Origin of the sequence: Moraxella sp. CTOTU47618 (genome assembly GCF_032017425.1) — a bacterium.
GTDB lineage: Bacteria > Pseudomonadota > Gammaproteobacteria > Pseudomonadales > Moraxellaceae > Faucicola > Faucicola tetraodonis.
This window is the reverse complement of record NZ_DALZPW010000010.1, coordinates 76047-95940: the sequence shown is the minus strand read 5'-3', so window position 1 is coordinate 95940 and position 19894 is coordinate 76047. Positions and strand designations below refer to the sequence as shown.

The following is a 19894-nucleotide window of genomic DNA, read 5'->3' as shown; positions in this document are numbered from 1 at the left end:
CTGACTGCTTTTTTTGTTATGATAGCGCTTTTTTAAAGGGCTGCGTAACTTCAGTGATTAATATCTCATACTCTAAGGAGATTGCAAGAATTTTTGTGTAAACCTAAAAATAGACCCAAATTAGCGATTGGTTAAAAAGCAAACAAATATTCTATATTAATACCCCTCCACCCGATGACCGTATAACATCACAAACTGTCTCATTGCAGGTTTCCAATCTTTAATCGGCATCGTCCATTTCTGCATCGTATTGATAAGCGCCATATAAATCGCCTTAAATACCGCATCATCATTTGGGAAAGTCTTTTTGGTGCTCGTCACCTTTCTTAAACTGGCATTCAACGATTCAATGGTATTGGTGGTATAAATCACCCGTCTGATGTCTTTGGGATAATCAAAGAACGTGGTTAATCGACCCCAGTTTTCTTGCCAGGACTTGGATATCTGTGGATGTTCGCCGTCCCATTTTTCGGCAAAGGCAAGTAAATTATCTTCAGCTTCAGCAAGGGTATCAGCCCCATAGATGGTTTTTAAATCTGTGGCGATTTCCTTTCTTTGCTTATAACTGACGTATTTCAGCGAGTTTCTAACTTGGTGGACAATACACAGCTGAACCTTAGTTTTAGGAAATACCGTTTCAATCGCCTCAGGAAAGCCCTTTAGCCCATCGCAGCAAGCGATAAAAATATCTTGGACACCCCGATTTTTAAGCTCGTTCATTACTGAAACCCAGAACTTGGCCCCTGAACGAGGAGATAGCGAAGCATCGCTTCGCCCGAGTGCAAGGCGAGAGCTGTGCTCGAGTGATTCTTGGCAATCCAAAGACCGAGCAATTCTTTACGCCCTTCAGTATTAATGCCAAGCGCAAGGTAAACACATTTATTATGAGCAATACCTTCTTCTCGGTTTTTGACCACCAACCCGTCAAGATAGACGACAGGGTAAATTGGTTCAAGTGGACGCTGTTGCCATTGTTTGACTTCATCCAGTACGCTGTCGGTGACGGTGGAGATAAAGGTAGATGAAACGTCAAAGCCGTTTAACGTGCGTTCATGCTTTTTAACAAATTGTGGCTCGAAGCTGCCTACTCGATCCCTTGGTACGTCAAGTTCTATTTTACCAAAGTCAGTTCGGACGGTTTTTTTAGTGGTGCCGTTACGGGCATTGCTTTTTTTACGAGCGGGTTTGCCTGCAAGTGATACGGTTTCTTCGCTTATGGTGCTAGGCTGGATAGTTTCTTCTTCAGCTGATGGCAGTTCTTCAAGTAAATCATCATCGGTGTTGTGATTGATGAAGTCATCAAGCGTTTCTTTATTAGCTTTGCTTTGGTAGTCGTGTTTGGCGTAGCCAAGATGATGGGTCATTTCGGCTTGTAAGGCTCGTTCGGCAAGTCGTTTGGTGAGTTGTTTTAAAATACCGTTTTCACCCAAGATTTGTTCGGGGGTTTGGTAGTCTTTTAATAGTTCGTCAAGTAAAACTTCTGTTGAATCTTTCATTGATATTTTCCTGTGTAAACTTATGTTTTATAATGAGGTTTACACAGAATATTTTACAGTCTCGGAGAAGGAGGAACGCTCGATAACGTTATCCGCTATGCCATGTCGGTAGGGCTAGTGAATGAATTTGCCGACCTGTTTGCAAATAACCCTAAGACGATTGATGAAGTGATAGCACAAAAAACGCTACGCAAACGCGCTTCAAGCAAATTGTAAGTGATATGGATATTAGACTACAATTTGGTATTTAGCCACGAGATGTGAGAGGAAGTGAAAGGATATGGCTATTCAAAAAATCCTTCAATCATCAATACCAGATGTCAACATCGCTTAGCTTAGTATCTTCGGGCAGTATGGCAGTTACCTGCTCTATGAAGTTTTTTTAAAGGCTTCTTGGGCGTTAATGTCAGCCTGCGGGTGCTTACTTCTGGCACTTATCCAACTCATACCAATTCGAGCTAGTAGTTCGTAGATGCCATTGACGCTATAGCTTGTTTGGAAATGCTCGTGAGCAAGCTTTTGGATGTCTTGTCCTGTCAGTCTGCCGCCACCCCGTTTTGCTTGGCTGTCGACAATCAGTTGTTTAAAGCTTTCTATGTACTCGGGAGCCAATTTGCTGTTTCTGCCGCTTCTTGGTTTGTCATAGAGGCTATCAAGCCCTGATGCTTGGTAGCGTCTACGAGTACGTCGTGCAGTCTCAATGTTGATGTTGAGGTTTTCTGCAATCTCAAAGCTGTGTTTGCCAATGCGATATTGGTAAAGGATGTAAAGACGTGTTCTGGCTCTGGCGTTACTTTCAGTTTTGGCCAGTTCGCCAAAGTCATAATCATCTAGGCTGTGTTTTGGGTTTGATTCTTTCATATAGCTATAATACTATATTTTATGGGTTTGGTATAAGTACACCGCTTTCAGCTTTTCTGTGCCAGTTCGCTAATGTATTCATAGGTATGCCGAGTTCTTTGGCGGTTTGGCTGATATTGTTTTGATTTTCTTTGATTTTGGCGATGGCTTCGGCTTTGAAAGTGTCGCTGTATTCTACTCTTTTCCTGGTCATGGTAAACTCCTGTTTAGGTTGTTAGTTTACCAAATATTTTTCTCCGTTTTTTTCAGCATACATCACTCCTAGTACTGAAGTAAAATACTGTTATAAAATTCATCATTTGCTGTTTTTTAGCTTGACGTACATATTGCTATGCCCTGTTTCTGGGTTTTCTCTCATCTCAAATTTAAATAAATCAGTATACTTTTTCACCAAGTCCGTTAATTTTTTACAACCATAGGTTCTTGGGTCAAAATCAGTTTGCAGTAATCGCCATTTTTGACCCAGTAGCCCTGCGGATATCCATTCGCTTTCACTGTCTTCAAATATTTTTTTAATGGTATCTTTGGGTAGTTGAATATCTAAGGTGGGAGCAACTTGCTCTGTAGCTGGTAAAGCCTTTTCATTTGGCTTTGTAGATTGTTCAGCCTTAATGTTTGGTTCTTGACTTTCTAAGCTTTGTAGGTTTTCAATGTAGATAAAGCGAGTGCAGGCATTGCGAAAAGCTTCTGGGGTTTGCAATTTGCCAAAACCATAGACAATTGCCCCTTGCTCTTTTAGGCGAATCGCTAATGCCGTAAAGTCACTATCACTGGAGACCAAGCAAAAACCATCGAAACGCCCTGTATACAGCAAATCCATCGCATCGATAATCATAAAGCCATCTGTGGCATTTTTACCCGTGGTAAAGGCAAATTGCTGCATCGGCTTAATCGCATGGGCATTAATCGTTTCTTTCCACTGGCCATTTTTAGAAACGAAATTACCATAGATACGTTTAACCGTGGCTTCACCATATTTGGTGACTTCTTCTAAAATGGCTTTGATGTCTTTAGCAGCCACATTGTCATCATCAATAAGCACGGCCAGCCGATTGGTGTTTTCTTCAACAACGTTTAACGTGGTTTTGACGGTTGGCATAATTTGCTGTCCTTAGCCTATTAGCGATTATTTGGTTAAAGCATCGTCTAACGCTTTATCATAAGCTTCACGTTTTTCTAGGACTTTATCCAACAGTGCAATACTTGCATTGATATTGCCTTTAGCGGCTCGGGCTTTAAATCGGGTTTCAATATCGTATTTGGCAATCATTAAAGTCATGGCTTCATCGATTAATTTATTAACACTCACCCCGCGAGATACCGCAAGGTTTTTGATGCGTTCATGTTTATCATCAGTGACTCTAAGTGTGATAACGGACATCTGGGTTCTCCAATAATTGTTTAGGGGTAATCACTTTAAAGCTATCAAATACAAGTTCGCTTTGACGAAAGTCTTTTAAATTCTTGGTGACAATATAATCAGCATTACCTGCAACCGCTAATTCCACAATAAAGTTATCGCCTTCATCCTTTAAATTTGGTCGCCATAGATAGCTGACATCAATTAACCGACACACTGAATATAACGCATTAAATAGTATTTCTCTTTCTTCAAAGTTTAGCGCAACGGGATGGTCAAATACAGATTCTCGACCTATCAAATCTTCATACTCAAATAAAAGTGCATGGCTAACTAACGGTTTAAAATCTCCTGTTAAACAGCCTCGAATAACCAAGTTGTCATAGCGTGAGCCGAGGCAAGCACCAACAAGGATGTTAGTATCTAGAATAATATTCATAAAAATTGCTATCATATGTGATAGCATTGATTATAATAGATTTATGGGCTAAATGATAGGGCATAAACATTGACTATAAAAACGGCTTTCTACCCCTTTATAATACTCCCAGAAAACTGGACCAAAAAATTGTAGCAAATAAGATAGAATAGCCCTTAAGCAAAGAGGTCTATCTAATGACAAAAGTTCGTAAGCGTCACAATGCTGAATTTAAAAGTAAAGTCGCTGTTGAAGCTATTAAAGAGCAAAAGGCTGATACTAACAATCTATTGTTAACTGCAACGGTTATGAATACCCTACGGCTTGAAGACTGGCTAGTAAGTATGTCGCATATGTCAGAAGTTATTGAGCCAAAACCACTACGGGAAAATGTTATCGAAAGGCTTAAAAATGCATTAGCTTATTATCAATGAGTGTTAGCGTTAGTTAGTGTCCGTACCAAACAAGAATAGGTAATGCACGATAAACCGCAACAATGACGAAAACTGCCAAGTCAAATTATTGCCAACGGATTCCTTATGGGCAATCCCGATTTCATAATCAAAAGATGTTTTACTTGGAACAAGATGGAATTTAGGTTCTTCATTTTGCTCGTGATAGCTCTGAAGTAGCGTGGTTAACTTACTATAAATCACACTATCAGATTTTTGATACTTGATAAGCCATTTCTCAGCAGGCAGTAATGTTAAGGCAATGGGTAAAAATTCAACCAATTCTGCATAAGACAGTGGTAAGGCAGGCTGTCTGGTGCTCAGTTTTTGAATTCCCATTGTCAGTAACTTTTGATAGCCTAAATCCTTCTGGGTAACCAATTGACGCAAATTTAGCATCAGCGCTTGACGTAACTTTTTTTCATCATCATGAAAAACCGCTATTGGTGATAATTGGTTTGGCTCAATGGTAAAACGCGGTTGTTTTTTTCTTGTTTTTAAATTTGCTATTATTTTTGCCCTATCAATTAAATGTTGAGCAATATCATCATCAATGGAACTTTGCTGGATAATTTGGCTAAAGTTTGCATCCAAATCTTGCTTATAAATTACATCGGCTTTAGTAAGTAAAGTTAATACCTGATTGACGCTATATTGATGAAAAGCAAAGGTCAAAAAGTCTTGATTCGCGATATCATCTTTGTCATCAAACATTGAACCCAACATGGGCAACAGTTGTTGCTCCCCTACTCGCTGCCAACTATCTTTGATAGCTTTTCGCTTGTCCAATATTAAACGATTGAGCAAAGGTTGCAGAGTTTTTAAATTCAAGCTATCACCCTCAAATTGATAGCCATTTTTGCCCAGTTTACGCCTATCAAAACCTGTGATGTTTTTGAAAGTAGCTAAAGGAATTATGATTTCCGCCTGGGTAATTTTATCTGTCGCCATCAACATAGCCGTATGAATATAATACTGGAAAGTGCGTTGTGGGCTGATATGCCCAACAAAACTGGCTATCGCGTGCCACTTGTCTTGAGCATCATGGACACCTAATAATTCGCTATGCAGACGTTGTCGCTGTTCATCTGTCTGCTGCGTTAATAATCTAGCGAGCGTTGGGGTGGCATTAAGTGATAATGCCAAATTGGTGGCGGTGCAATGTCGTAATCCGTGAAGCGTAATTTCTTGCGTTGCCCCAATGTCTGCCAACACTTGCTCTAGCAGATTGTTGGGTAAAGAATCGCCAATGCCTTGTATGCTATCAGCAAAAACAAAAATTAACTGATTCAATTTATCGGGTTTACTCAGCTTAAAAAAATCACTCACAAAATTGAGTTCATCTTGGGTCAAAACCGCAAAAATCGGCACCCGCCGAATTGAACCCTCAGTTTTGATAGAGCGATGTTCATTGGGACGAATCAGCAACGAAGGATGCGGCGAAGATAACAGTTCTATATCTGAGAATTTTAGCCCAAGCAGTTCCTTTTTTCGCATACCTGTTCTGAAAGCGAGAATATAAAACACCCGAACCATCATGCCATCAAGTCCTTGGGTATTCAGGGTCAATTGCTCTAAGAAAGCCAAATACTGGTGGACTGAGAGCAGTTGAGCTCTTACCTTTAGCTTACTCTCTGCTTGTTCAATGGTGACTTTTGTGAGCCCAAAATTTGTTTCAGCAAAGTTATGTAAGCTCTGTAATCGCCGAGCAGCATAGGTGATATCTTGGTTACCTAATATACTTTTTTTATAATCGAGCATTTCATCATACGTTTCAGTAAAGTCTTCATCCGTCCAGCTATCAATGGGCTGAAAATTGGTAAAATAAATCCATTCATAGCCGATGGTGCTTAGGTATTGTAGAATTGACTGATAATTGGCAGATTGCCGCTTTACAAAATCAGCAATCCACGCGATCAAAATTCGTTCACTTAAACTGATGCCAACATGATGCAGTGATTGTAAGCGGTATAAAATATATTCTTCTTTTGTTGGTTTTTTATTGAGTGTTTCGATAAACTGGGGACGATATTTTTTATCCATAACTTTATCGAAAATATTGTGAATATCTTTGACCAAGTCTGATCGTCTCACCTTTTCTTTATAACCTGCCTTTGTAGCATCAAGCGGCTTTGTGCTTTGAATATCAAGCTTGGCTAGTATCATCAAATCGTAATTGGCATCCAATTTTTTCGACGCTGGATTAGCAGATAACAAGTTTTCGAAATCGGCCTTTATCAGTCCCGTGGTACGATGTCTTCCCTGCATAATACCCACCAAGGCTTGGTCAATATCAACGCCGTCAAGCATTTCCCAATGATAACAGGCATTTTTTAAGAGCCAACTAAGCGTGATTTTTTTAAGACCTAATTGATTGGTGATAGGCGTAAGACCTGTTAATAACAACGCATTGACATTAATGGCTCTAGGATATGTTTGACCACTTTGTTTATAACGATATAGCCAGCACAGACTCAACGCATCAAGCAAAATTTGCTGGGTGTTAAATAGCGTTTCATTCTCAAATTCATTACCGTAGTGTTTTGAAAGGTAACGTATGCTCAATAACAATCGATAATCATCAAACACTAAGAAATCATCAATATTTTGACAAGCTTTTAGCAAGCTAGTCAGCCAAGCTTGTAGCAGCGTGGCATCATTAATGCCGCCGTAGATAATGCCACTAAAAATCAGCCAACTAAAGCTTTCTTCTGTTGAAAAATCATCATGTGTCTGCCAATGGTGATGGACAGCTTTAATGATTTTGCGCAGCTTCTTGCCATTGGTGACATAACTATCAGTATAGCTAAGGGGATTTTCCTTGGGCTCAACATCAATCGGTGGCGATGGCACCCGATAATGATATTCTTCAATAATCTGGGTATTTTGATAAGTGATAAACTGGGTTAAATGGCGATGTGCCGACAGATAAGTTTTTTTATTATCATTGTAATACTGATTAATAAAGCCTTGAGCAGACAGTAAGAATTGCTCAAAGCCTAATTTTGAGATAGGAATAGCGATACGCCATAAGCGGGTAAAATCTTTGCTAAACTGTTGATTAAGTGAATGATAGGTAGCAAAGCATGGATTAGGACAAGGATAAAAAATTTGTTTGGCAAAAAAACGATTGACGTATTTATCTGCCTTGGCCCATTTTCGATGCCCTGTGTTATCTCGCTGTTGTTGTCGCCATAGCGATGAGAGTTTGAGAAATAACACTGATTTTCTATGTTGCCGAAGGGCAAAGTAAGTTAGTGGTTGGCTTGAGAATTTACTTGTAGCAGCTTGATTACGATTTGTGTCACTATGATTGACAGGCGCAAAATCCGCAATGAGTTGCTTGGGAAATTTTAAAATCATGGTAAGTTATTTTTCTTTTAATTGATGAAGTTGCTGTTCAAGAAAGTGAATACTGTTATCTAATGCCAAGTCTGTAGCGATATGTTCAAAGGTATGGCGAACATCATGGACTTGTTTTTTTGAGGTTGAAGAAAATTTACCAAGGGCTTCTTGTTGGTTTTTCTCATGCCCTATCACGGTGTTTATCAGATGTATCGACACTTGCCGTTTTTCTAATTGAGTGCGAACAAAATGCCGTGTCCAGTAAACATCAAGCTTAATAAAATCCTGTAAAAATGCATTCATATCGCCCCGTTTGATGGCGTGTAATTTATCAAATTTTTCGGAGAGTAAATTGAGCAAGGTAATATCGGCATCGTCAAACGTGACTCGATGTAATCTTGCTGTGATAGCAGGGTTATCAAGGGATTGGGTGCGTAAAATAGCAAGGATTTTTTGGTAGATGACCAAATGGTTAATTAGCGTGTCGCATAAAGGTATCAAGCGGTGATTTTGCACTTTCTTATTGGGTTTATCTTTTACCATTATCCAGCCAACTTCCAAATCGATATCTCTCACCGCACCCAGTGCATTGTTAGGACGAATGCCTGTCAATACACAAAACACCAGCCAGACATAGCAGCTTAATCGATTAAATAGTGGCTCAAAATCATTGGTACTAGCAATCCAATTTTGTACTTCTTCAAGCAATGATTTCACGCTGTCTAACGTTAATGCAAATGCTGAACCGACATTTGCATCGGTTCGCCGATTAGAATAGTCAAACACTAAATGATTCTGCGTATTAAGCTGCTGTAGTGCTTTAATGTAGTGTTTGACGATTTCACTGTTAGCATGACTGCTATAGTACATAGCAGGTGCGTCAGGGGCGGGCATACGGCAAACTAGTTCGGCAATATGTCCATGACTACCAGCCAAATACCTTATCAATAGGGTCGCCAGTGCCATCTCAATGCGGTTAATGGATAAGTACGGCAGTTCGAGTGATTCCCGTAACACCTTTAAATAGTCAGCAATTTCATTAATTTTGTTTTGGCTAATATCCGCTTCGATATTTGGCAAGTTGTCAGAATTGGCTAAATGATGTATCAATGCGACAGGCAATGGCAAACTGACTTTATCGCTATTATTTTCAAAAACTAAATGGGACTGTTCAATTTTTCTGGGGGTAATACCCAGATGGTAGCTAAGTGTCACTTGGGTTTTCTGGATGATAAATAAAGAACTGGTCGCTATAAATAATGGCTGAATCAACGTTTTAATAGGCATTGCCGTAATAAAACTCAGTAATAACAATTTAGCAGCATTTTTATGAGCCACTGACAATTCACTTGCTTGACTAACTAACGCATCAAAAGCCAGGCGGTTAAACAAGACTTGATATCCCCACTGTGATAAAGCATGTGTGTCCGTATTAAAACGAAAATCTCGCCGAGAAATATACAGTTGCTGTAAGGTCAACTCAACCGATTGCAGTGGCGGATTATGAGCAATACTGGCACTAGGACGATCTTGATAAGTTAAAAACTGCTGAGCATTTTCGACAGCTTCTTCAAATGTAATATTGGTTTGGGCATTACTGTCAATGTTAGGTAGTAAAAATTGTGTCTGTATATCAGGGGTAGTGTTTTCTAAATCTCGGTCAAATGGTGGCTTATCCCAACGATAATCATAGCTCAAAGGTAGTTGAAAAATAGGTTCTACGACTACTTGAGAAGATTGTGACGGCGTGCTGTTCCTATCTCTGAGTGCTTGAAATTCTTTGATGGCTTGCTGCTGATTTTGCTCATGTTGCTCATCATCACGCTCAATTTTAGCTCTTTGCCTTTTACCCTTATAAAAGCTTAATTGAATGGCTTTGGCAATGTAATGCAATTGACGAGAACGTTTTTCTCCAACTTTAGCATCATTGAGAATTAACATTTGATGAAGATAGTTATCAGCTGTTTGCTTTAGTCGTGAAGTAAATTGCTCAACGGCGGAGCTTGTATTCTCAAAGTCAATTTTATCCAGAGGTTCGGATTGTAGTACCTGCCAAATCCACTGATAATTCGGTGAGTTGGAGAAAATCGCCAATTTGATACGCAAAATAATGGTTTTATAATAACTCTTCAAACCTACAATTTTGAGCCGAACAGCAATAAGCAAAATCAGTAGCAACCATTGTTTTTTTAGCTGATTTTTTTCGGTTGTTTCTCCCAATCCCAAATAGTGCAGCAAAACTATCAGTTGTAATAAAGGCGGATAAGCATCTAGTTGTTTCTTTTGAAAGCCTTCAAAGGTTGACTGAAACACAGGCAACTCTGATAGTAATGGCTCATCAATAAGCTTTGATAGATCAATGTGTTCAATGGTGACATAATTGTTTAGCTCAATAACCAATTTAACCAAACTAGACTGCAAATTAGCAAGGATATCGTCATCTGGAAAATGATTACTTTTATTAATTGATTTTTCTTCGCTAAACAGCATTTCAATTGCTGTGATGATTTGGTCAGCCTTGATAGCTATCAAACCGTCTTGGTTTTCGATAGCATTGTTGGGGTTAGCTCCGATGCCAATTGAGGTTGTGATATCATCATTATTTGGCATCACTTTTTTCCTTGCCGTTATAAGCGGTGGCAATTGACATACCTAACAGCGGATAAAATTTGTTTTGGGTAAGCTTAGGATGACCAATAATTGATTGCCACTGTTCTTTGGTTAATAGAGATGCAATCTGCCGTCTAAGTCGTTCAAGTTCATCATCAACATTGAGCAATTTTTTCTGCCGAGCGATAAATTCGATGGTTTCAAAAAAGATCATCCCTGCATCTAGCTGCTCATCATCAAAAGTTAAAACAGTTAATGGACGAACCAACTGCGAGCTAGCAAAGTAATTGTTCAAAATAGCGAATAAGACAGGAAGGTTATTTAAAAAAGTGTTTTGATTAGCCGATTTTTGCAGGAATATTGGCTTCTGGATGGCTCGATTGATTTCCACCTCCAATTGCAAGTCATCCATTTTTTGAAAAATTTGACATTGAATGTCATACCATTGCTTTAGTTCGTCTGCATGATTCGAAGTTAGTTTTTGTAGGTATATCAGTGTCGGATTTGATAATTTAATAGTCATAGTCTTGTTAGATTAAAAAGTTTTAAACAACATTTTAGTTTATTCTAACAAAATGTAAGGTTTTGGGAATAAGTGGGTGTATTCGCTGCGACATCTTATGTCGTTTTTTTTCGCGCTATTTGATTGATAAGCTATAATGATTTTTTGAAAAATTAAACTTCATTTGGAGCACTTGAAAAAGTTGAAACAATAACTTAATTTTTAAACAAACAAAAAAATACCGCCAAACTAGACGGTATTTTTGTAGAGCATATTTAAAATGGACAATCATCATCTTCTATATTTACTAAAAAACTGTGTAAATTAATCACCCCTCTTTGCTTAAATATTTTGCAGTCGTCACACTGCCAGCTCATAAAATCATTTGGATTAGGTAGTTTACATGGATTATTTAACTCATACATTTTCCCGCATGTGTCGCAGCGGATATAAGAATCGAAAGCTTTTACCATCGATAGTCTCGTGATAAGCTCTTCAGAAGTCACATCATAATGATGGCATATATGTTTAATATGCCATTCAAGCGAAAATGGATGTTGGTTTGGATAATTAAAAGGTTGCCAATAATCCTGGCACATTTTTAATGAATAGCCATTTAGCATATTATTTGTCAGTAATCGTACACGCATTTTAATGCACCTCTTCTATAAACTCTGAAAAATTGGCGTAAAATAGTCGACGAATCTGACGATATCTTTCAAAATCCGTTTCATCACTATCAATTAATGGCAACTGTTGCTGTACCCAAACCATTAGCGCTTTATGTGATTTGTATTTTTGTTCATTGAGCCATTCAGACAGCTTATCGTCATTAGCAATACCATACTCAGTAATCAACTTTCTTGCCAAATCACAGGCAGTTTGGCTGACAAAATTCAAATTATTATGCGGTTTAATGGCTTGTCGCAGTTGTTCATAATCAATCACTGGCATGACTACACTCCCCTTTTTGACTGGTAGCTATTAAGGCTTCAAAGGCACTGCCATCACGGCGTGTCATATTCGGTACATAGCGACTATAAACCTTAAACAACATGGTAGTATTGGCGTGACCCATCTGCCTTGCGATCCATTCTGGCGCCTCTCCTGCGGCTAGCCATAGCGTTGCAGCCGTATGGCGGGTTTGGTAGGCGTTACGGGCTTTTAACCCTAACAGTCGAAGCGTGGGATGCCACACTTTACGATTGACATTGTGATAATCGAGTGGCTCTCCTTCTCGATTGCAAAACACGAATTTTGAGCGACCATGTGAGACTTTGTACTGCGCTTGTAGCGCTTCATAAACCCAAGGTGACATGGCGATATCGCGATTGGATTCTTGGGTTTTGGGCTTACCCATCACGCCTTTAACATACGCTTGGCGAACACGGATTTCACGGCGGTCAAAATCCACATGCTCCCACGTTAGTCCATCAATTTCGCTGGTTCGCATGCCGGTGAAAAACCTTACGGTGTAATAGTTTTTATAGTCTTTACGCACGCCATTGATAAATTTCCAAACCTCTTCAATGGTGAATGGCTCAATATCAGGCTTATCAAGTTTTAAAACCTTGATATCCTCATAAGGATTTTCAAATTTATAGCGTTTTGCCGCTTCTTGCAGTATCATACGCAAAGTGGTCATTATCGAATTAATTCTGGCTGCTGACAGATGCTTGTTAGCTGTTCCGTAGGTCACTTTGGCGAGAGAAGTACGGAAGGCTAACACATCTGCCCTTGTAATAGCGATAACACTGCGTTTGCCAAAATGTGGCACCAGATACTTATCCAAAATATCTTTGATTTTGCCGATGTAGCTTGCTCGCCATTCAATTTGCTTTTCTTCAAACCAAGTTTCAGCAAAGTCTTTAAATACGGGTGTGTCAGATTGAAAACTTTGCACACGCTCTTTGAGTGCCATCAGTTCAATGCCTTTCTCACTTTTTGGGAAATATTTGAGATAATCAAATAGTCCAAGGGTGATTTCTGCTTCCATTTTTTGGATGATTTTTTCCAGTTTTTTTCGATTTTCGGGCGTGTCGATTAGGTTGGTTGTTTCTCGACAGCGTTTATTCAAAAAGCGAAAATCAACAACAAGTTTATCGTAGCGCTTTCTAATTGAAGCCATTTATTTTCTCCCGTTTTATTGTAAAGCCATTGCATTAATGGTACCCAACAAGGTGTTACGCATATCTTTTTCAATTTGTTCCCATATATATAAGATTTTACGACCACCAAATGGACGAATATAATGCACTCCTTCAATGAGCACATTATCCTTAAGGGTCACACGAATTGTGCGTGGCGTATACTTAATGCGTTCAGAAAGCTCTTCTGTTGTCAGATATGTTTGTGTCATAATAACCTCTTAAGAAATGAAATTTATTATATATCGAATAACAAAATTGTTTTATGAAAATATTTTGTTATTCGATAGAAGTAATTTAATGCAAAATGTAGTTCAATGCAAGTACTTTTTAAGTCAATTAAGGTTTTTTATATGATAAAAAGTAATTTACCGGTACTTTTGGCAGAAAGACGTTTGAAAGTGGCTGATTTAATTCGAATGACAGACATCAGTAAATCAACGATGCACAAGATTTATAATGATCAAACCACACGAATTGATTTTGAAACGATTGATAAAATCTGCGAAGCACTTGATGTGCAGGTGGGAGATTTGTTCCAATATGAACCTAATAAAACAGGTAGTTAAATTGTTGGATAAGTCAGATAGTGAATTTATTTTTAGTAATTTATGAATAGGCTATTGTTTTTTTGGTAGTTACTAATGAGGCTGATAGATTTAGAGCGTCAAAACTTAAAGCCACATTTTTTTAGGAAAGGTAAGTAATCAGCGATTTTTTTAGCATCTTTTTGTAGTTCATTAGATAAGCGATTGATAAACTCATTCATAGATTCACCTGAACGAGCAAATTTACCCCCAAAGTTATTGTCATTGGCTAGTAATTTAGCAAATTTATTAGCTTGAATCGGTGTAAGCGTTTTAATTTGCTGAATTGAAGCTGTTGCACCACTATTGGCTGATTCAAATTTTGATTTGACAGACTTAATGGCGATTTCAAAGTGGCTAATACTCCGTCCCGTTTTTGTGGTTCTAAGTGTTAATTTGAACTCGCCTTGTTTATTGATTTGTTCAATAGCAGGTTCAAGTACACGGCGCTTAAATTCTGAAATTTGTGGGTATTTGTCTGCGACACCGAAAAATTCTTTCCATTCAAACACGCTCATGGCAGGGACTTTTCTGATATCTTGCCATTTTTTCACTAATTCATATAGACGTTTACTGCTACAGCCTGTAAATTCAATGGTTTTAACATAATCATATTTTGTGTAGGCCTCATTGGTTCTTTCAATCAAAAATGCTAATGGGTCAGAAAAGTGCAGAATAATATAGCCAAGTTGGTCTTGATAAGAAATTCCCTGTAGCCAATTGTATTCGGCTCGTAACGTCGTAAAATGAGAATGATTTGGCTTGATGACAGTTAGCTTATCTTCTTCTTTTTCAGTGTGACGAGTTAAGTCAAGATATAGGGTAAATTTAAGTTTCTTATTGCCTAAGGTATTCGCAGCTTCTTTGAGAGTTTGGTACGCATAGTTATCACTCACATTATTAGCCGCCGCAAACTCCTTAGCACTAATCATCACCTGTTTACCACCTGTTTTTTCTTTGTGCAGTTTATTGACTGCAAGCGTCATCAAATCATGTTCGGCAAAAGTCAAATCATAACCCGCTTCAATTAAAGTATTGGATTTGGTTATCATAATTTGGCTATTACCTCTGCCATAAAAGTTTAGCTCAGACACGTTTTTACTCAACACAATAAAATTGGTTAAATTATAAAAACGCTAAAAATTTCGCTCAAAATATAATGTACCTTAATATACATGACTTACAGAAGCATAACAAAAATCCATGATGGTTGAAAATTTTGTCTTAACCAAGAATTTGTACATTAAAGGTAAGAATCTGTACAGGTAAGGGTAAGAATCTGTACAACTCATTCCAATAATTTGTACAGATTAAGGTAGCAATCTGTACACATTTAAACGCTGAAATGCAGTGCTATGGCGATATAGTGAATTATCTATAACTCTTATAATATTGATAACTCTTAAATCAAGATTTTTTTGATAATTAAAATCCATAACAACCAAATTTTAACAATTAACTAGATAAACACCCTACTACTACAAGTTATGAGATTAAATTTTTCTAAACGTCACTACTTGTCGTTTTACTATAAATACCCTATTGCATTCATGAACATGGTTTGACAGACTAAAGAAAAATCAACTTATGTCATCTCTATCATGTCAAACGCCAATCCCTATACCGACAATAGCTTTACGTCTTCTGACTTAAAGACCATCCTGCACTCCAAACGTGCCAATATTTACTACCTACAATACTGCCGCGTCATGCAAAAAGACGGGCGTGTGTTGTATCTTACTGAAGCCGAAAAAGAGAATCTTTATTACAACATCCCGATTGCCAACACCACTTGTATATTATTGGGCACAGGGACATCAATTACCCAAGCTGCCATGCGGATGCTGTCGCAAGCGGGGGTATTGGTCGGGTTTTGCGGCGGCGGTGGTACGCCTTTGTTTATGGGAACCGAAATCGAGTGGATGACGCCGCAGTCAGAATATCGCCCGACTGAATATGTGCAAGGCTGGCTATCGTGGTGGTGGGAGGATGGCAAGCGCTTGCAAGCCGCCAAACACATTCAATTTGCGCGATTGGCATTTTTACAAAACATTTGGAGTCGCGATAAAGATTTTCGGCAAATGGGTTTTGACAGTAGAAGTGACGCTGTGACGAACTTAATTGAACGCTATCGCGCTGATATTCCTAAGCAAACTGAAGTTATGCACTTATTACAGCTTGAAGCCCGTATGACTAAAGAATTGTATAAGTTAGCATCAATTCATACCGATAATGCAGGCTTTAGTCGTGAGCATGACGGGATGGATAAAGCCAATGGTTTCTTGAATCACGGCAATTATTTAGCCTACGGACTCGGGGCAACCACTGCTTGGGTGCTTGGCATTCCGCATGGTTTTGCGGTCATGCACGGTAAGACACGGCGTGGGGCATTGGTGTTTGATATTGCGGACATCGTTAAAGATGCAATTGTGCTACCGCTTGCCTTTATTTGTGCCAAAGAAAATGCCAGTGAGCAGGAATTTCGCCAAGAATGTCTGAATTATTTTACCACTTATAAAGCCTTGGATGTGATGTTCGATACGGTGAAAGATTTGGCATTAAAAAAAGACTTTGAAACATTGTAAGCTTATGAAAATCAATGGATTGGAAAAATTAATTTATGCTAGTGACGTTTATTTCGCAATGTGAAAAAAAGGCGTTAAACCGTACCCGCCGTATTTTGGATGCCTTTGCCAATCGCATTGGCGATAACGTATGGCAAACCGCCATTACCGAAGATGGGCTGGACACTGTCAAAAAGTTATTACGTCAATCGGCAACCAAATCTACCGCCGTGAGTTGCCATCGGGTAAGGACACGGCAACGCAGTGAACTGGTGTGGGTGGTGGGTAACCGCAAAAAATTTGGTGAGCAAGGGCTGGTGGCGGTCAATCGGACCAAACGCAATATCTTGCACAGCGAATGGGAAAATAACTGGCAAAATCTCAATGCCATTGCCATTATCAGCACTTTATCTGCTCTGCTGCACGATATTGGCAAATCCACCAATGGTTTTCAGCATAAATTGTTTCATCCCACCAAACTGGGCGACCCTTACCGACATGAATGGATTTCGCTTAAACTATTGATTTGGCTAATCAAAGACTGTCAATCTGATGATGACGTTTGGCAAAGATTGCAAAAACTAGATGAATTTTTAGCAAGCCATCAGCCGACCACGCAAAATTTGCAAGGCAATATCGAAAAAAGTGAAATGGATAAACTGCCACCTGTCACCCAATGGGTAGCGTGGCTGATTGTCACCCATCACCGCTTGCCGCCTTTGACCGAATATGGTTTCGCCTCCAAAGTCAAAGAAAGTTTTTTGCAAATAGGCAATAGAAACTTTGCCATTGATTTAAACCTTTATTATCAAAAAGCCGTTAAGGCAATTCCTTTTTGGGTAAAAAATCCCAAATCCATCGAAGAAATGACTACCAAAGAAAAAGAGCAATTTTTTAGCTTCGATAATTTGGTGTTAAATAGTCCAGATTGGCAAAAGCAAGTTAAACGCTATGCCAAAAAAGCCCAGCAGGATGTCGTTTTACAGCAACTTAGCCAGCAATCGACTGCGATTGCCAATCCGTTTTTGCTGATGCTCTCTCGGCTGAGTGTGATGGTCGCTGACCACAATTATTCCAGTCTAACCAATGCTGACAAGGCAAAACGAGTACAAGGTAGTAAAGCGTGGGAAGACAAGCTAATTGCCAATACCGATCGTAAAACAGGCGAAAAAAATCAAGCCCTTGATGAACATTTATTGGGGGTCGCCCGTTTTACCTCAGAATTTTGTCGTTGTTTGCCGCTCTTGCATGAGAAATTGCCCACCTTAATCCAGCATGAACCATTGATAAAAAATACAGGCAATCCGCTGTTTGCTTGGCAAAATACCGCCTTTAAATTGGCGTTGTCTCAAAGCGAACATAGCGAAACGCATGGCTTTTTCGGCGTGAACATGGCTTCGACAGGGTGCGGCAAAACCATTGGCAACGCTCGTATTATGTATGCCTTGGCAAACCCCAAAAAAGGGGCAAGGCTAACCATTGCTTTGGGCTTGCGGGTTCTAACCTTGCAAACGGGGCAAAGTTTTCGCCAAAATCTCAGTTTGACCGATAGCCAACTGGCGATTTTGGTTGGTGGACAGGCTCAAAAACAACTGTTTGAAATTAACCAACAAGCTGATGATGAAGCGAGTTTTCTTGCCCAATTTGGTAGCGAATCAGCAGAAAATCTGGTCGATGAATGGGTCGATAGTGATGATTTTGACAGTATTTTGGACGAGTTAAAGCTAGGCACAGTGGTGGAAGACCGTACGGCTCGCAAGCTCTTGGCTTCACCCATTGTGACTTGCACCATCGACCATCTGATGCAGGCAACCGAATGCAAGCGTGGCGGCAAATATATCGCGCCGATGCTTCGCTTGTTTAGTGGTGATTTAATTTTGGATGAACCCGATGACTTTGATCACCATGATATGCCTGCCCTTTCTCGGCTAGTGCATCTGGCGGGATTAATGGGTTCTCGTATTTTGTTGTCATCGGCAACCTTACCGGCCGATATGATCGAAGGACTATTTCTAGCCTATTTAGCAGGGCGAAAAATTTATAACGAGCAGTTTGGCTACGCCGCTCCGCAAGTCGCTTGTGCATGGTTTGATGAAAACCGAGCCATGAGCGAAAACTGTCATAACAGCGACGTGTTCAATGTCGCCCACAACCAATTTATCCATAAACGTTGTCAATTCTTACACAAGCAACCTGTCAGACGCAGGGCAACCATTTTGCCGTTTGATATTGAATATCATGGTGAACAACAACCAGCATTTTATCAAGCGATTGCCGAACAACTGCTAAATCATGCGTGGCAGTTTCATCAGCACCATCATGTCACAGCCAAGGATAAAAATGTGAGTATTGGCTTGATACGCATGGCAAATATTCAGCCATTGATAAAAATTGCCCAAGCCATGCACCAATTACAAGCCTTTGATCACCAAGCTGATACCCAGCTTTATCTGTGTTGCTACCATTCTCAGCAAGTATTAGCGTTACGCAACCGCCTAGAAAATCGCCTAGACAGTATTTTGACCCGTAAAAATGTGTCTGCCGAAGATTTTATCAAGCGACCTGATATCGCCCAAGCGATGGGCAAAAATCCACATAAAACCCATCATATTTTTATTGTACTTGCCACGCCTGTGGCAGAAGTGGGGCGTGACCATGATTATGACTGGGCAATGGTCGAACCAAGTTCCATGCGGTCAATTATTCAGCTTGCAGGACGCGTGTGGCGACACCGTACGGAGCTTGTGGCAGACACGCCAAACATGGGGATTTGGCAGTACAACATCCGAGCGTTAAAAAATCGGGTGCAGAAAAATAGCCAGTCTCCTGCCTTTGCCCAGCCTGGATTTGAAGACAAACACTATCCATTGGCAACCCATGATATGACGGCACTTGTCCCTGCCAAAACATTACAAAAAATCGATGCGGTGAGCCGTATCCAAAAATCCGCCGGACTCAATCCAAAAACCAGCCTTGTTGATTTGGAACAGCAAGTCATGGCAGATTTGATGAATAATTCACAGTTTAATGTGGTCAATGCCTACTTTAAAGACGAACAAACCGCCAACCGTCACCATGTCCATTTAAGCGTTTTGACACCATTTCGGGCAGGTCGTGCCAATATTGAGTACATTATTAAGCCCGATGATGACACTTTTAACGTTTATCACAGCGAGAGTGTCAAAGAGTATGGTCTTTACCATGCTAATACTGTCAATAGTGTAATACAGCCGTATGAGCTACCTACCGTTAGCCCATTTGTGGACGTTTGGTTAGACAGTCATTTGGCGAATGTGTTGGCAGAATTAGGGCAAAAATTCCCTGAACTCAGCCCTAATTCCATTGTGATACGCTTTTCCAACGTCGCCCTGGCAGAGCATCAAAATGGCTACTATTTTGATGAACGCTTTGGCTGTTGGAAAAAAGACTAAACCGCCTGTGTGGCGGTGAAGATTTTTTAAAACCAAATTATTTCCTAAGTCACCTATGTGGCGATAGCGAAATTTTATGCTAAAGATTAAATTTTCTCAATATTTTAGCTTTTAGAACCAC

At 39.6% G+C, this 19894-nt stretch carries 16 protein-coding genes and 2 pseudogenes; 4 read left to right on the top strand and 14 right to left on the bottom strand.

Features of this window, described 5'->3' with window-relative positions; all coding sequences use genetic code 11:
• Positions 1–156: 156 nt before the first annotated feature.
• The 6 genes and pseudogenes from RTS09_RS08885 to RTS09_RS08860 all read right to left on the bottom strand — a co-directional run bounded on the left by RTS09_RS08885 (position 157) and on the right by RTS09_RS08860 (position 4156).
• A pseudogene (locus RTS09_RS08885) lies at positions 157–1496 on the bottom strand (IS256 family transposase).
• A 369-nt stretch (positions 1497–1865) separates the two neighbouring features.
• Complete coding sequence (locus tag RTS09_RS08880; protein WP_099808524.1) at positions 1866–2357, bottom strand: helix-turn-helix domain-containing protein; 492 nt, start codon at positions 2355–2357, stop codon at positions 1866–1868.
• Positions 2358–2391: 34 nt separating this feature from the next.
• Positions 2392–2550: pseudogene (locus tag RTS09_RS08875) on the bottom strand (transposase); the annotation flags it as partial.
• Positions 2551–2652: 102 nt separating this feature from the next.
• Positions 2653–3456 (bottom strand): NYN domain-containing protein, encoded by an 804-nt coding sequence (locus tag RTS09_RS08870; RefSeq protein ID WP_312536232.1) that lies wholly within the window; start codon positions 3454–3456, stop codon positions 2653–2655.
• A 27-nt stretch (positions 3457–3483) separates the two neighbouring features.
• Positions 3484–3738 carry a toxin-antitoxin system HicB family antitoxin gene (locus RTS09_RS08865; RefSeq protein WP_188875724.1) on the bottom strand — a complete coding sequence of 85 codons (255 nt, stop codon included), beginning with the start codon at positions 3736–3738 and terminating at the stop codon, positions 3484–3486.
• Entirely contained in the window at positions 3719–4156 is a 438-nt protein-coding gene (locus tag RTS09_RS08860) for a putative toxin-antitoxin system toxin component, PIN family (protein ID WP_076777015.1), read from the bottom strand. Before RTS09_RS08860 ends, RTS09_RS08865 begins: the two co-directional genes overlap by 20 nt.
• Before the next feature lie 176 nt (positions 4157–4332).
• Here RTS09_RS08860 and RTS09_RS08855 point away from each other — a divergent pair, with 176 nt between their 5' ends.
• Entirely contained in the window at positions 4333–4569 is a 237-nt protein-coding gene (locus RTS09_RS08855) for a WCX domain-containing protein (RefSeq protein WP_312536221.1), read from the top strand.
• A gap of 9 nt (positions 4570–4578) precedes the next feature.
• Here RTS09_RS08855 and RTS09_RS08850 read toward each other — a convergent pair whose 3' ends face one another.
• The 7 genes from RTS09_RS08850 to RTS09_RS08820 all read right to left on the bottom strand — a co-directional run bounded on the left by RTS09_RS08850 (position 4579) and on the right by RTS09_RS08820 (position 13403).
• On the bottom strand, positions 4579–7950 hold the full coding sequence (locus RTS09_RS08850; protein WP_312536218.1) for a tyrosine-type recombinase/integrase: 3372 nt from the start codon (positions 7948–7950) through the stop codon (positions 4579–4581).
• Between the two features lie 6 nt (positions 7951–7956).
• The gene (locus tag RTS09_RS08845; RefSeq protein ID WP_312536216.1) at positions 7957–10542 is read right to left on the bottom strand and encodes a site-specific integrase; all 2586 of its coding nucleotides are present in this window, start codon (positions 10540–10542) and stop codon (positions 7957–7959) included.
• Complete coding sequence (locus tag RTS09_RS08840; RefSeq protein ID WP_095356853.1) at positions 10532–11065, bottom strand: hypothetical protein; 534 nt, start codon at positions 11063–11065, stop codon at positions 10532–10534. The genes RTS09_RS08845 and RTS09_RS08840 overlap by 11 nt, the downstream gene beginning before the upstream one ends.
• A 254-nt stretch (positions 11066–11319) precedes the next feature.
• Positions 11320–11694, bottom strand: coding sequence for a hypothetical protein (locus tag RTS09_RS08835; RefSeq protein ID WP_099808530.1), 375 nt, complete (start codon positions 11692–11694; stop codon positions 11320–11322).
• A gap of 1 nt (position 11695) precedes the next feature.
• Positions 11696–11998: a hypothetical protein gene (locus RTS09_RS08830; protein ID WP_099808531.1), complete on the bottom strand. Its 303-nt coding sequence runs from the start codon at positions 11996–11998 to the stop codon at positions 11696–11698.
• Positions 11985–13172, bottom strand: a complete 1188-nt coding sequence (locus RTS09_RS08825; protein ID WP_099808532.1) for an Arm DNA-binding domain-containing protein — start codon at positions 13170–13172, stop codon at positions 11985–11987. The genes RTS09_RS08830 and RTS09_RS08825 overlap by 14 nt, the downstream gene beginning before the upstream one ends.
• 15 nt (positions 13173–13187) lie before the next feature.
• Entirely contained in the window at positions 13188–13403 is a 216-nt protein-coding gene (locus tag RTS09_RS08820; protein WP_095356849.1) for a hypothetical protein, read from the bottom strand.
• A gap of 141 nt (positions 13404–13544) precedes the next feature.
• On the opposite strand from RTS09_RS08820, the gene RTS09_RS08815 reads away from it, so the two are divergent.
• Positions 13545–13760 carry a helix-turn-helix domain-containing protein gene (locus tag RTS09_RS08815; RefSeq protein WP_095356848.1) on the top strand — a complete coding sequence of 72 codons (216 nt, stop codon included), beginning with the start codon at positions 13545–13547 and terminating at the stop codon, positions 13758–13760.
• 98 nt (positions 13761–13858) lie between these two features.
• On the opposite strand, the gene RTS09_RS08810 is transcribed toward RTS09_RS08815, so the two are convergent.
• The gene (locus RTS09_RS08810) at positions 13859–14830 is read right to left on the bottom strand and encodes a RepB family plasmid replication initiator protein (RefSeq protein ID WP_128681817.1); all 972 of its coding nucleotides are present in this window, start codon (positions 14828–14830) and stop codon (positions 13859–13861) included.
• A gap of 549 nt (positions 14831–15379) precedes the next feature.
• Between RTS09_RS08810 and cas1f the strand changes: the two genes are divergently transcribed.
• Both cas1f and cas3f read left to right on the top strand, forming a co-directional pair.
• A complete protein-coding gene (gene cas1f / locus RTS09_RS08805) occupies positions 15380–16363 on the top strand; it encodes a type I-F CRISPR-associated endonuclease Cas1f (RefSeq protein WP_312536200.1) in 984 nt (327 codons plus the stop codon).
• A 35-nt stretch (positions 16364–16398) separates the two neighbouring features.
• Entirely contained in the window at positions 16399–19773 is a 3375-nt protein-coding gene (gene cas3f / locus RTS09_RS08800; protein WP_312536197.1) for a type I-F CRISPR-associated helicase Cas3f, read from the top strand.
• Positions 19774–19894: the final 121 nt, after the last annotated feature.